Annotated in this window: 12 protein-coding genes; 7 read left to right on the top strand and 5 right to left on the bottom strand. The window is 71.7% G+C overall.

The window, feature by feature from the left end:
- Positions 1-154 precede the first annotated feature (154 nt).
- Both JJI54_RS08765 and JJI54_RS08760 read right to left on the bottom strand, forming a co-directional pair.
- On the bottom strand, positions 155-1699 hold the full coding sequence (locus tag JJI54_RS08765) for an ABC transporter substrate-binding protein (protein WP_203072585.1): 1545 nt from the start codon (positions 1697-1699) through the stop codon (positions 155-157).
- Positions 1700-1782: 83 nt separating this feature from the next.
- Positions 1783-2568, bottom strand: a complete 786-nt coding sequence (locus JJI54_RS08760; RefSeq protein ID WP_318987469.1) for an SDR family NAD(P)-dependent oxidoreductase — start codon at positions 2566-2568, stop codon at positions 1783-1785.
- Between the two features lie 36 nt (positions 2569-2604).
- Here JJI54_RS08760 and JJI54_RS08755 point away from each other — a divergent pair, with 36 nt between their 5' ends.
- From JJI54_RS08755 to JJI54_RS08735, 5 genes are read left to right on the top strand one after another with little or no spacing between them, the layout of a single operon-like run.
- The gene (locus JJI54_RS08755; RefSeq protein ID WP_226381573.1) at positions 2605-3510 is read left to right on the top strand and encodes a YicC/YloC family endoribonuclease; all 906 of its coding nucleotides are present in this window, start codon (positions 2605-2607) and stop codon (positions 3508-3510) included.
- Positions 3507-4142, top strand: coding sequence for a guanylate kinase (gmk, locus tag JJI54_RS08750; RefSeq protein ID WP_203072584.1), 636 nt, complete (start codon positions 3507-3509; stop codon positions 4140-4142). The genes JJI54_RS08755 and gmk overlap by 4 nt, the downstream gene beginning before the upstream one ends.
- 6 nt (positions 4143-4148) lie before the next feature.
- Positions 4149-5081 (top strand): AEC family transporter, encoded by a 933-nt coding sequence (locus JJI54_RS08745; RefSeq protein ID WP_203072583.1) that lies wholly within the window; start codon positions 4149-4151, stop codon positions 5079-5081.
- Positions 5078-6469, top strand: a complete 1392-nt coding sequence (locus JJI54_RS08740) for an amidohydrolase family protein (RefSeq protein ID WP_203072582.1) — start codon at positions 5078-5080, stop codon at positions 6467-6469. The genes JJI54_RS08745 and JJI54_RS08740 overlap by 4 nt, the downstream gene beginning before the upstream one ends.
- Before the next feature lie 43 nt (positions 6470-6512).
- Positions 6513-7499, top strand: coding sequence for a Bug family tripartite tricarboxylate transporter substrate binding protein (locus tag JJI54_RS08735; protein ID WP_203072581.1), 987 nt, complete (start codon positions 6513-6515; stop codon positions 7497-7499).
- A gap of 84 nt (positions 7500-7583) precedes the next feature.
- On the opposite strand, the gene JJI54_RS08730 is transcribed toward JJI54_RS08735, so the two are convergent.
- Positions 7584-8585 carry a Bug family tripartite tricarboxylate transporter substrate binding protein gene (locus JJI54_RS08730; protein ID WP_203072580.1) on the bottom strand — a complete coding sequence of 334 codons (1002 nt, stop codon included), beginning with the start codon at positions 8583-8585 and terminating at the stop codon, positions 7584-7586.
- Between the two features lie 153 nt (positions 8586-8738).
- Between JJI54_RS08730 and JJI54_RS08725 the strand changes: the two genes are divergently transcribed.
- Both JJI54_RS08725 and JJI54_RS08720 read left to right on the top strand, forming a co-directional pair.
- On the top strand, positions 8739-9485 hold the full coding sequence (locus tag JJI54_RS08725) for a maleate cis-trans isomerase family protein (RefSeq protein WP_203072579.1): 747 nt from the start codon (positions 8739-8741) through the stop codon (positions 9483-9485).
- A gap of 54 nt (positions 9486-9539) precedes the next feature.
- On the top strand, positions 9540-9821 hold the full coding sequence (locus JJI54_RS08720) for a hypothetical protein (RefSeq protein WP_203072578.1): 282 nt from the start codon (positions 9540-9542) through the stop codon (positions 9819-9821).
- A gap of 1 nt (position 9822) precedes the next feature.
- On the opposite strand, the gene JJI54_RS08715 is transcribed toward JJI54_RS08720, so the two are convergent.
- A complete protein-coding gene (locus tag JJI54_RS08715) occupies positions 9823-10602 on the bottom strand; it encodes an SDR family NAD(P)-dependent oxidoreductase (protein ID WP_203072577.1) in 780 nt (259 codons plus the stop codon).
- A gap of 60 nt (positions 10603-10662) precedes the next feature.
- Positions 10663-12492: a molecular chaperone HtpG gene (gene htpG / locus JJI54_RS08710; protein WP_203072576.1), complete on the bottom strand. Its 1830-nt coding sequence runs from the start codon at positions 12490-12492 to the stop codon at positions 10663-10665.
- Between the last annotated feature and the right edge of the window lie 59 nt (positions 12493-12551).

Raw genomic sequence — 12551 nt, 5'->3', positions numbered from 1 at the left:
ACATGTCGTGACCTGCGGCCGGCAAGGCCGGCCGAGGCGCCGAACGGCGCCCGCCGGAACTCCGGCGAAGCCAAGCCCGCGGAGCGGGCGCCGGCGATCGAGGCATCGGAAAACATGACCAGCGAGCCGCCGCAGGCGGCCATTGGCATGAGCCTCAGGCGAAGCGCGACCGCTCCGTCAGCAGCGGCCCGGTCGCCATCGCGCCGCGGAACGCGAAGCCGTAGTCGAAGCGCGCGCGCCGCGCCCAGACGCCCAGGGATTCCACCAGCGGCACGGCGCAATGCGCCGCCGCGATCCGCCGCTGCGCCTCCGCCCAATGCGCCATCTGCGCCGCGCCATCGGTCGCCCCGCGCGCGGCCTCGATCGCGTCATCCGCCACCCGGCAATGGGAGAAGTTGGTCACCGCCCCCGGCATGCCCACGATGCTGCGTCCGTGGAAGAACTGCGTCAGCATCACGTCGGCCACCGGGAAGCGCGCCGCGGAGTAGTGCACCACGGGGCTGAGGTCCTGCCGGATCATGGCGTGGTAGGAGAGGTGGTCCACCACCTGCACCTCCAGCGTGATGCCCGCGCGGCGCAGCTGCGCCTGCACCACCTGGATGGCGCCCAGCATGCCGGTGTTGCTGGTGTGGATGCTGCGCAGCGTGATGCCATCCGGGAAGCCCGCCTCCGCCAGCAGCCGCCGCGCGCCCTCGGGATCGACCGCGGGCAGCCCCGTCTCCACGAAGCCCAGCGTCCCCGCCGGCAGCACCCCCCGCGCCGCCCGCGCCACATCCCCCCGCCAGCGCGCCAGCGCCGCGCGGTCCACCGCCAGGCCGATGGCGCGCCGCACCCGGACATCATCGAGCGGCGCCCGCGTGACGTTGAGATGCAGCTGCGACAGCTCCGCCGGCTCGATCACATCCACCGTGGCGCCGGCGGCGCGCAGCCGCGCGATCCAGGCGGGATCGCCCTGGCCCTCGATGATGTCCACCTCATTCGCCTGGAAGGCGAGGTCCGCCACCGCCGGCGACCCCACGAAGCGGTACAGGATCTGCTCCAGTTGCGGCCGGCCGCGGAAATAGGCCTGGTTGGCGGCCAGGCGCATGAACTGGCCGGGCTGGTGCTCCGCCACCGCGAAGGGGCCGAAGCCCACCATGCCGGCCTCCGCGCCGCCGGCCTCCATGGCGCGGCGGGAGAGGATGAAGCCGCCGGCATAATTGGTCAGCGGCCCGAGCGGCGCCGGCGGCGCCACGCGCCAGCGCAGCCGCACCGTGGAGGCATCCGGCGCCGACACTTCCTCGAGTCCCGCGAAATCGCCGGCATGGGCGGAGGTCGCGGGGTTGGCCGCCTTGCGCAGGCTGAAGACGACATCCTCCGCCGTCACCGGCCCGAAGCCGCGATGGAAGGCCACGCCCGGCCGCAGCCGGAACAGCCAGTCCCGCCGGTCGGCCGAATGCTCCCAGGCCTCCGCCAAATCGGGCTCGATCTCGGCGGGGCTGGTGGAGCCCGGCCGGAACCGCACCAGCGCGCCATGCACCCAGGAGGCCAGCATGCGGTCCGGATGGGCGGAGGCGAGGTGCGGGTCCGCCGCCCCGATGCCCCGCGGCGCGGAGACCGCCACCCGCACGACGCCCCCCTGCCCCTGCGCCCGCGCGCCGGACAGGGACGGCGCGGCCAGGGCGGCCGCGATCAGGGCGCGGCGGGGGAGTTGCGGCACGGGGAGGCCTCCGGTTCGGAGCGCCGATGCTAGGGGCGTGGCGAGTATGACGTCCAGGCGGAATCGTCATACCGCTCCGCCCCCTACCCCTCCCGCGGCTTCGCCGGCACCACCCCCATCATCGCGTTCCGCCACGCAGGCGGCAGCGCTCCCACCAGACGCGCCACCGCATACAACCGCCGCGGATAGACCACCCGCACCCGCCCCGCCGCGATCCCCGCCAGCGTCCGCGCCGCCGCCACCTCCGGCGTCATCAGCAGCGGCATGGGGAAGGGGTTCCGCGCCGTCATCGCCGTGCGGATGTAGCCCGGGCAGACCGCGTGCAGCCGGATCCCCCGCGCCCGCTCGCTGGCATCCAGCGCCTCCGCCCATCGCTGCACCGCCGATTTGCTGGCGCAATAGGCTGGCGCCCCCGGCGCCGCCACGAAGGCGGCGATGGAGGCGATGACCGCGATCCGCCCCCGCACCCCCGCCGCATCCGGCGCCTGCCCGGCCATCACCGCCAGCGCCGGCAGCGCCGTGTTCAGCACGCCCCCCACATTCGTCGCGAAAATCCGGGCAACCTGGTCCGCCGGCTCCGTCTGCCCACCCGTGCCGCCCGAAACCCCCGCATTGGCGATCACCAGGTCGAGCCTGCCCGCCCCCGCCACCCAATCCGCCATCGCGGCCTGGTCCGTCACGTCCAGCACCCTGGGGCTGACCGCCGCGCCGCGCGCCACGCAGGCGGCCACCACCGCATCCAGCCGCGCCTCGTCCCGGCCGCTCAGATGCAGCGTCACCCCCGGCGCCGCGCAGGCCTCCGCCAGCGCCCGGCCGAGCCCCCCGGTCGCGCCGGTGATCATCACGTCACGCCAGGGGTATGCCGCCACCTTGCCCTCCACCCTCACAAGGGGGAGAAACCCCCCATGAGCAAGCTCGCTTCCATGACCGGCTTCGCGCGCGAAGGCGGCACCCTGCCGGACGGCACCTCCTTCGTCTGGGAACTCCGCAGCGTCAACGGCCGTGGCCTGGACCTGCGGCTGCGCCTGCCCGGCGGGCTGGATGCGCTGGAGCCGGCGCTGCGGGAGGCGCTGGGCAAGCGCCTCAAGCGCGGCAACGTCTCCGCCACGCTCACCGTGAAGCGGGAGGAACGCGCCCCCCGCCTGACCCCCGATCCCGCCGCGCTGGAACAGGCCATCGCCCTGGTGCTCTCCGTCGCCGCCCGCATCCCCGGCGCCGCGCCCCCGAGCCCCGAAGCCGTGCTGACCCTGCCCGGCGTGCTGCGGGCCGAGGTGGTGGAGCCCGACGAGGCCGCGGAGGAAGCCCGCCGCGCCGCCCTCGCCACCGCCTTCGCGACGACCCTCGATGGCCTGGTCGCCTCCCGCGCCCGGGAAGGCGCGCAGCTCGCCACCATCCTGACGACGCTGCTGGATGAGATCGCCTCGCTGCGGGAGGCCGCCGCGAAGGAAGCCGCCGGCCAGCCCGCCGCCCAGCGCGCCCGCCTCATGGAGAACCTGGCGAACCTGCTCGGCGAGGGCGACCTCCGCGCCCGCGTGCCGGAGGAACGGCTCGCCCAGGAAGTCGCCCTGCTCGCCCAGCGTTCCGATGTGCGGGAGGAGCTGGACCGCCTGACCGCCCATATCAACGAGGCGCGGTCCCTGCTGAAATCCGGCGACGCCGTCGGCCGCAAGCTGGAATTCCTGACGCAGGAATTCGTGCGGGAAGCCAATACGCTCTGCAGCAAATCGGCCAGCACCGCGCTGACGCGCATCGGCCTCGACCTCAAGGCCGCGATCGAACGCCTGCGCGAACAGGCGGCCAACGTCGAATGAGCCGCACCCTCCCCGCCCGCCGCGGCATCTGCCTCGTCCTCGCCGCCGCGCCTGGCGGCGGCAAGACCAGCGTATCCCGGAAAATCCTGGAGACCGAGCCCGACCTCTCGCTCTCCATCAGCGCCACCACCCGCGCCCCCCGCCCGGCTGAAACCGATGGCGTCCACTACTTCTTCAAGACGCCCGAGGCATTTGAAGAAATGGTCCAGCGGGATGAGCTGCTGGAGCACGCCGGCTTCCTCGGCCGCCGCTACGGCACGCCGCGCGCGCCGGTCGAGGCCGCGCTGGCCGAGGGCCGCGACGTGCTTTTCGACATCGAATGGCAGGGCCATCGCCAGTTGAAGGCGAAGCTGCCGCAGGATGTCGTCGGCATCTTCCTGCTGCCGCCCTCCATGGAGGAGCTGGAACGCCGCCTCCGCGGCCGGCAGCAGGAGAATGAGGCCGAGATCGTCAAGCGCCTGGCCATCGCGCGGGAGGAGATGACCCACTGGTCCGACTTCGACCACGTGCTGGTCAACCGCGATTTCGATGCCTGCGTCGCGGAAGTCCGCGCCATCCTCCACGCCGCGCGCACCACCCGCGCGCGCCAGCCCTGGCTGCCCGGCTTCGTCGATACGCTGCTGGGCCGGTAGCGCCGCATGGGGGGCGTCATCGAGGTCGTCCTCCCGGTCTTCGCCCTGATCGGCCTCGGCTTCATCGCCGGCCGCCGGGCCCTGCTGCCGCGCGCGGCCTTCGACGGCATGTCGGCCTTCGTCTTCGGCCTCGCCGCGCCCTCCCTCATCTTCCTCGGCGGCACCAGGCCGCATGACAGCGCCGGCGGCGCCGCGGCGGCGCTGCTGACAGGCGGCGTGCTGGTCTTCCTGCTCGCCACCTGGGCCGGGCGGCGCTTCTTCCGCATGGGGCTGTCGGAAGCGGCGCTCTTCGCGCTGGCCTGCGTCTTCGGCAACTCGCTGATGATGGGCGTGCCCATCATCGTCGCCGCCTATGGCCAGGCCGGCGTGCCGCCCATGCTCGGCATCCTCGCGCTGCAGACCATGGTGCTGCTGGGCCTCGCCACCATCGTGACGGAGATGGGGCTGAACGAGCACGCGCCCTGGCGCCGCGTCGCGGTCACCACCGCGCGCGGCGTCGCGCGCAACCCGGTGGTGATGGCGGTGGTGGCCGCGCTGGCCTGGACCTCGCTCGGCCTCACCATGCCCGGCCCGATGGAGCGCACGCTGGAATTGCTGGGCAATGCGACCCCCGCCGTCGCGCTGTTCTGCCTCGGGGGCGGGCTTTCCGCCATCAGCGGCCGCGCCGCCTGGGCGGAGACGCTGACCATCATCGCGGTGAAGCTGGTGGCGCTGCCCGGCCTGGTCTGGCTGATCGCGATCGCCCTGCGCATCACCCCGATCGAGACCGCCGTCGCCGTCACCATGTCCGCCCTGCCCACCGGCGCCAACGCCTTCATCTTCGCACGCCGCTACACCATCGGCATGGACCGCTCGGGCGCCGCCGTCGTCATCACCACCGCGCTGTCGGTCCTCACGCTGTCCGCCCTCATCGGCCATTTCAGGGGAGTGCTGCCATGACGCTGGTCATCGAGCCCGGCTGGGTCTGGGACGCCGATCATGGCCTGCGCACCGGCCATCACGTGGTGGTGCGGGACGGCGCCATCGCCGATGTCACCCCGCACCGGCCCACGATGGACGCCGAGCGCATCACCGCCCCCGATTCCCTGCTGATGCCGGGCCTCATCAACCTGCACAACCACGCCATGTCCGGCCCCCTCTTCCGCGGCCTGGCCGATGAACTGGCACCGGGAGACCTGCCGGGCCACATCGTCTTCTCCCTCCTCATGCCGCTCGGCGATGTCGCCGCCGCGCTGATGACGGAGGAGGATATCGGCGACGCGGTGGAGATGGCGCTGCTGGAGGGGCTGCGCAGCGGCACCACCGGCCTTCTCGACGTCTATCGCGTGCAGCAATGGCCCTTCATCGAACGCGCCAAGCGGATCGGGCTGCGCAGCTGGTCCTGCCCCTATCTGTTCAGCGAAACCGTCGGCATGGGCGCCGATGGCAAGCCCATCTACACGCCGACCGACAACACGGGCTTCGAGGCGACGCTCAAGCTCTTCGAGCGTTTCGACGAGGGCAGGCACGGCGTCACCCGCGTGGGCTTCGGCCCGCATGGCCCTGACAGCAACACACCGGAGCTGCTGAAGCGCGTCGATGCGAAAGCCCGCGAGCTGGACACCATCGTCTCCATCCACGCCGCGCAGAACCTGATCGAGATCGATCGCGTGAAGGCCGCGCATGGCGTGGGCTCCATCGAGCATCTGCGCCGCCTCGGCCTGCTCCGCCCCGGCGTGGTGCTGGCGCATGGCATGTTCGCGACGGACGAGGAGATGGCGATGATCGCGCGGGAAGGCGCGGCACTCGCCTCCTGCCCGCTCGCCTTCGCGCGCTCCGGCCGCTTCGTGCCGCTGGCGCGGATGGAGGCCGCGGGGCTCCGCCTCGGCATCGGGACGGATGGCGTGACGCTCGACATGCTGCACGAACTCCGCACGGCGGCGGTCTTCGCCAAGGTGCAGTCCGGCACGCCGCATGGCCTGGCCGCGCCCCGCATCCTGCGCGCCGCGACGCGGGATGCGGCGCTGGCGCTGGGGCGCGACGATCTCGGCCTGGTGGCCAAGGGCGCGCGGGCGGACCTCGTGATGTTCGACCTCTCCTCCTCCCGCTACCAGCCGGTCTGGGACCCGCTGAAATCGCTCATCACCAATGGCAGCGCGTCCGACCTGACGCTGGCCATGGTGGAAGGCCGCGTGCTGCTGCGTGACGGCCGCCCCACCACGGTCGATGCCGCCGCCGTCACCCGCCGCGGCCGCGCCGCGATCGAGCGTGTGTGGCGCGAAGCCGCGAAGCGCGGTGCGATTCCGGCATCGATCGCCGCGCGGGCTGCGATACCGTTGCAGGGTTAGCGCCGATATCCCTACCCTTCCCGCAACAACGGGAGCCCCTGCGATGACCGCACGCCTGACGCGCCGGCTGCTGCTGGCCGCCACCACCATCGCCGTGCCGTCCATCGCCCGCGCACAAGCGCGCCGGCCGCTGCGCATCGTCATCCCCTTCCCGCCCGGCGGGTCCGTGGATGGGCTGGGCCGCGTGCTGGCGGACCGCCTGGCGCCGGTGCTGGAGCAATCCGTGGTGGTGGACAACCGCAGCGGCGGCGGCGGGCTGATCGGCGCCGATGCGGTGGCGAAGGCGCCGCCGGATGGCACCACCATCGGCGTGATCGGCGCCGCGACCCTCTGCGCCGCGCCCTTCCTGCAGCAGACCATGCCCTTCGATGTCGCGCGCGACTTCCGCGCCATCACCCAGATCAGCGACAGCGCCGTGCTGCTGGCCGTGAACACGGAGGTCGCGACGCGGCGCGGCTGGACGGACATGGCGGCGCTGCTGGCCTGGTGCCGCGCCAACCCCGGCGTCTTCAAGGTCTCCCACGCCGGCGCGGCCACGGTCAGCCACCTGACGCTGGCGGCCCTCTCCGCCCAGTCCCGCGCGGAGTTCAACCAGATCCCCTATCGCGGCGGCGCGCAGATGACGGCCGATCTGCTGAACGGCACCATCGAGGGCAGCGCCGACCTCCCCACCGCCCTGGTCCCCCAGCTGGAGGCCGGGCGCATCCGCATCCTCGGCACCTCCTCGGACCGCCGCCTCGGCATGCTGCCCGCCATCCCCGCCTTCGCCGAGACGCCGGGGCTGGAAGGCTTCGACATCCGCTCCTGGAACATGATCGTGACCGCCGCCGCGACCCCGGCCGCGGAGGTCGAGCGCCTGGCCGCCGCCATCCGCCAGGTGGGGTCGGCGCAATCCTTCAAGGACGCGATGCGCCCCCTCGGCTACGACGCGGTGGTCAGCGAGAACACGGCCGCGGCGGCGGCGCTGATCGCGAGCGAGACGCCGAAATGGCAGCGGCTGGTGGAGGTTTCGGGCGCGCGGGTGAACTGACAGGCGACCAAGGGGGAGCGCTGCTCCCCCTTGACCCCCCCTTTCGGACCCCTGGGCCAGGGCCGAGACGGCCCTGGACCGTCATCAGTCGGCCGTCGCGCCCACGGCCTGGATCACCGTCCGCCAGCGCGCGCTTTCCGCCGCCATGAACTCCGCGAACTCCACGCGGCCCATGCGCCGCGGCACGGAGCCGCCGGCCATGATCCGTTCCCGCAGCGCCGGCTCCTCCATGGAAGCCAGCAGCTCCGCCTCCAGCCGCGCCAGGATCGGCTCCGGCACCCCCGCCGGCGTGCAGAGCCCGAACCAGCCGGTGGAGACGATGTCCACGCCCTGCTGCTGCATCGTCGGCAGGTCCGGGAAGGCGGCGACCCGCTCCGCGCCGCTCACCGCGATCGGGCGCATCCGGCCCGTCTGCGCCATCTGCGCCACGGCGGAGATGGACTGGAACAGCATGTCGATCCGGCCCTCGATCAGGTCCGTGTTCATCTGGCCGCTGTTCGTATAGGGCAGATGCTGCATCGGCAGCCCCGTGATCACCTGGAACTGGCTGCCCGCCAGGTGCTGCGACGACCCCGCGCCGACCGAGCCGAAATTGATCGGCCGGTTCTGCGCCCGCGCCCAGGCGATGAACTGCTGCAGCGTCGTCGCCGGCACCGCGGGCGGGATCACCACGATGTTCGGCACCAGCGCGATCATGCCGACCGCGGCGAAATCCTTCTCCGGGTCGAACTGCATGTTGCGGTACAGCCACTTGTTCGCGGCATTCGCCGCGATGGAAGCCAGCCCCACCGTGTAGCCATCCGGCGCGGCGCGGGCGACCGCCGTCATGCCGATATTCGTCCCGGCCCCCGGCCGGTTGTCCACCACCACGGGCTGGCCGAGTCGCGCCTGCAGCCGGTCCCCCACCAGGCGGGACAGAACGTCGCCGGCGCCGCCGGCCGGGCCCGGGTTGATCCAGCGGATCGGCCGGTTCGGCCAATCGCCCGTTCCCTGGCTGCCCCCTTGGCCACGCGCCACGCCGGGCAGCGCAAGCGCGCCGCCAGCCGCCAACAGGGCACCACGCCGCGTGAACACGGGCATCGACATCGTCTTTCTGCTCCTGGAACCTTGCCGCGGAGGGTGGGGTTGTATCCCACCCCTGTGCAAGACCGCCAGGACGGTAAATCATCGCCCCGCCGGCCGGCCCCTGCCACGCACCGTGGCAGGCTGCCCGCCGGGTTGGCGAATGGAGAGCCTCTGATGGGTGACGTGCTGGGCTGGCGCTGCAAGTTCGGGGTGATGGGCCCCTCCACCAATACGGTGGTGCAGCCGGATTACGACATGATGCGCCCCGCGGGCGTCACCAACCACTACAGCCGCATCTTCACGCCGAATGCCGACGCCATCTCCAACGAGACCTTCCTCGCCGGCGCGCGCCTCATCGGCAACAACACGCTCGATGCCGTGAAGTCCGTCATGACCTGCAAGCCGGACCACCTGGTCATGGGCATGTCCGCCGTCACCTTCTTCGACGGCGCCAAGGGCGCGGATGCCTTCGTGAAGCAGGTGGAGGATCTCTCCGGCCTCAGGATCAGCGTCGGCAGCCATTCCTGCACCGCGGCGATGAACGCCTATGGCGGCGTCAAGAACATCTCGATCCTCTCCCCCTACTGGCCCGCCATGAACGAACAGGTGGCGCGCTACTTCACCGACATGGGCTTCACGGTGAAGAAGGACATCGCGCTGCGCTGCCCCTCCTGGACCGGCATCGCGGAGGTCACGCCGAAGCAATGCGTGGAGGCGATCAAGGCCATCGATGGGGACGATGTGGACGCCATCGTCCAGGTCGGCACGAACCTGTCCATGGTGAAGCTCGCCGTGATGGCGGAGATGTGGCTCGGCAAGCCCGTCATCGCCATCAACACCGCCACCTACTGGCATGCGCTCCGCACCATGGGCATCCAGGACAAGGTCGCGGGCTGCGGCCCGCTGCTGGAGCGTTTCTGAAACCAGGCCGCGGCGGCGGCGTTTCATCGGCGCATCCTTCCGGGGAAGTCACCGATGCAACGCCGCCGCCTTCTCCTGGCCGCCCTGGCCGGCACCCTCGCCACGCTGTCACGCCCCGCCGATGCGGCGCTGCGCATGCCGCCGCCGGAGATGACGCGGCCAGAGGAGCCCCTGATGGACGACATGGACGCGACGGTGGAGGAGGCGCAGTACGGCCCCCCGCCCCGTCGCGGCCGGCGCCGCCGCCGCTGCTGGATCGAGGCGCGGCGCATCCCCTTCCGCGACCGCTGGGGCCGCCTCCGCTACCGGATCGTGGAGCGCGAGGTCTGCCGGTAGCTCACAGGTTCCGCCGCGCCGCCCTGAGGGTCGGCAGGCCGATCCCCGTGCCCTGGAACCCCCCATCCACCGCCAGCACCTGGCCAGTGATGTAGGAGGCGCGGTCGCTGGCCAGGAAGAAGATCGCCTCGGCCAGCTCCTCCTCCAGCCCGTAGCGGTTCAGCGGGATGGTGTCGTGGTAGTCGCGCCTTATCTTCGGCGTGTGCACCGCCTTCGCCATGGCGGTATCGACCGGCCCCGGCGCCACCGCATTCACCCGGATGCCGAGGCTGGCGAGTTCCGCCGCCTGCTGCTTGGTCAGATGCGCCAGCGCCGCCTTGCTGGTCCCATAGGCCACCCGCAGCGTGGAGGCCCGCAGGCCGGAGATGGAGGTGATGTTCACCACCGCGCCCCCGCCCCCTTCCGCCATCACCGGCGCCGCCGCCTGCACCATCAGGAAGGGCCCCGTGAGGTTCACCGCGAGCACGCGGTTCCACTCCTCCAGCGTCGTCTCCAGGATCGGCTTGAACACCGCCGTCCCGGCATTGTTCACCAGCGCGTCGATCCGCCCGAAATGGCGCGCCGCGCGCTGCACGGAAGCCGTGACCGAGGCCGGGTCCGCCACATCGCAGGCCAGCGCCAGCGTCTCCTCCGGCGCCGCCAGCCGCGCCATGGCGTCGTCCAGCAGCGCGGCATCGATGTCGAGCAGCGCGACGCGCCACCCCTCCGCCCGGAAGCGCTTCGCGGTCGCGAACCCGATGCCGCGTCCCGCGCCCGTCACCAGCGCGACCGGTGATGCCATGGCCGTCTTCCTTCCCTGTCCCCGCGCCATCGAACCACGGCGCGGGGCCAGCCGGAAGAACTACAGCGCCAGCGCCTGCGCCACGCGCTTCGCGAAGCCCACGGGGTCCCGCGGCACATCGCCATCCTGCAGCCGCGCCAGGTCCAGCAGCAGCCCGGCCTCGTCCTTGAGGTCCGCGTCGCCCGCCGCCTTGTCCGCCAGCTTGCGGATCAGGGGGTGGCGCGGGTTGATCTCCAGGATCGGCGCCCCGGCGCCGGCCGCGCGGCCCGCGCGCTTCAGCAGGCGCTGCATCTGCAGATCGGGCCCATACTCCGGCGCGGCCAGCACCACGGCGCTGTCCACCAGCCGGTCCGTCGCCCGCACCTCGCTGACATCCTCGCCCAGCGCATCCTTCACCAGCGGCAGCAGGCGGGACAGATCCGCGGCCTCGCCCTGCTCCGCCGCCTCCCCCGCCACCTTGGACAGGTCGATGCTGCCCTGGGTGATGCTGCGCAGCGGCTTCTCCTCGAACTTGTCGAGGCGTTCCGGCCAGAAGGCGTCGATATTCTCCGCCATCAGCAGCACCTCCACGCCCTTGGCGCAGAAGCCCTCCAGCTGCGGGGATTGCGCCAGCGCCGCGGCATCATCACCGGCGAGGTAGTAGATCGCCTCCTGCCCCTCCTTCATCCGCGCGACGTAGTCAGCCAGCGTGGTCCAGCCCTCCACGGCGGAGGATTTGAAGCGCAGCAGCCCCGCCAAATCCTTGCGGTGCTCCGCATCCTCCCAGACGCCTTCCTTCAGGATGCTCCCGAAATTCTCGTAGAACTTCGTGTAGGCCTCGGCATCCTTGGCCTTCGTCTTCAGCTCGGAGATCACGCGGTTCGTCACCGCGCGGCGGATGCGCGCCAGCACCGGCGTCGCCTGCAGCATCTCCCGCGAGACGTTGAGCGGCAGGTCCTCGGTATCCACCACGCCATGCACGAAGCGCAGCCAGGGCGGCAGCAGCTCGGCCTCGTCGGTGATGAACATGCGCCGCACATGCAGCCGCACCTTGCTCTCCCGCTCCCCCTCCACGGCCTGGAAGGGCTTCATGCCGGGGATGAAGAGCAGCGCGGTGAAGTCGATCTGCCCCTCGGCGCGCCAATGCAGCGTGGCCCAGGGCTCGTCGAAGACATGGCCGAGGTGGCGGTAGAATTCCGTGTAGCGCTCCGGCGTGATTTCCGACTTCGGCTTGCGCCACAGCGCCGTGCCCTCGTTGGCCGGCTCATCCTTGCCGTCGCGCGCCACGGTGATGGGGATGGTGATGTGGTCGGCCCACTTCCGGATGATCGACTGCAACCGGAAGGGCTCCAGGAACTCGGTCGCATCCTCCTTGATGTGCAGCACGATGTCGGTGCCGGCCTCGGCACGCTCCGCCGGCGCCAGCGTGTATTCGCCGCGGCCATCGGAAGCCCAGAGCCACGCCTCCTCGCTGCCCGCGCGCCGCGACGTCACCTCCACCCGGTCCGCCACCATGAAGGCGGAATAGAAGCCGACGCCGAACTGCCCGATCAGGCTCGGCTTGTCCGCCGCCTGGCTCTCCGACAGCGACTTGGCGAAAGCGAGCGTGCCGGACCGCGCGATGGTGCCGAGGTGCTGCGCCAGGTCGGCCTTGCTCATGCCGATGCCGGTGTCGCTGATCGTCAGTCGCCGCGCCTCCTTCTCCGGCACCACCCGCAGGCTGGCATCGCCCGGCAGCATGAGGCTGGCATCGGACAGCGCCTCGAACCGCCGCCGGTCCACGGCATCCGCCGCATTTGCGACCAGCTCGCGCAGGAAAATCTCGCGCTCGGAATAAAGGGCATGGACGACGAGATCGAGAAGGCGCCCCACCTCGGCGCCGAATTCATGCCGTTCCACGGTCTCGCTCATGGTGATGTCCCCTGTGGTGAGAAGTCTGGGCGGGCGGCGATATGCGCGCGCGACACAAG

The organism is Falsiroseomonas ponticola, assembly GCF_016805305.1.
Taxonomy (GTDB): domain Bacteria; phylum Pseudomonadota; class Alphaproteobacteria; order Acetobacterales; family Acetobacteraceae; genus Falsiroseomonas; species Falsiroseomonas ponticola.
The sequence above is the reverse complement of the archived record's forward strand: the minus strand, read 5'-3'. Positions and strand labels throughout refer to the sequence as shown.

Bases quoted from the DNA above. Each gene is read 5' to 3' on its own strand.
- htpG (WP_203072576.1), bottom strand. From the start codon at position 12,492: ATGAGCGAGACCGTGGAACGGCATGAATTCGGCGCCGAGGTGGGGCGC.
- JJI54_RS08740 (WP_203072582.1), top strand. From the start codon at position 5,078: ATGACGCTGGTCATCGAGCCCGGCTGGGTCTGGGACGCCGATCATGGC.
- JJI54_RS08715 (WP_203072577.1), bottom strand. From the start codon at position 10,602: ATGGCATCACCGGTCGCGCTGGTGACGGGCGCGGGACGCGGCATCGGG.
- JJI54_RS08745 (WP_203072583.1), top strand. From the start codon at position 4,149: ATGGGGGGCGTCATCGAGGTCGTCCTCCCGGTCTTCGCCCTGATCGGC.
- gmk (WP_203072584.1), top strand. From the start codon at position 3,507: ATGAGCCGCACCCTCCCCGCCCGCCGCGGCATCTGCCTCGTCCTCGCC.
- JJI54_RS08755 (WP_226381573.1), top strand. From the start codon at position 2,605: ATGAGCAAGCTCGCTTCCATGACCGGCTTCGCGCGCGAAGGCGGCACC.
- JJI54_RS08735 (WP_203072581.1), top strand. From the start codon at position 6,513: ATGACCGCACGCCTGACGCGCCGGCTGCTGCTGGCCGCCACCACCATC.
- JJI54_RS08725 (WP_203072579.1), top strand. From the start codon at position 8,739: ATGGGTGACGTGCTGGGCTGGCGCTGCAAGTTCGGGGTGATGGGCCCC.
- JJI54_RS08730 (WP_203072580.1), bottom strand. From the start codon at position 8,585: ATGTCGATGCCCGTGTTCACGCGGCGTGGTGCCCTGTTGGCGGCTGGC.
- JJI54_RS08720 (WP_203072578.1), top strand. From the start codon at position 9,540: ATGCAACGCCGCCGCCTTCTCCTGGCCGCCCTGGCCGGCACCCTCGCC.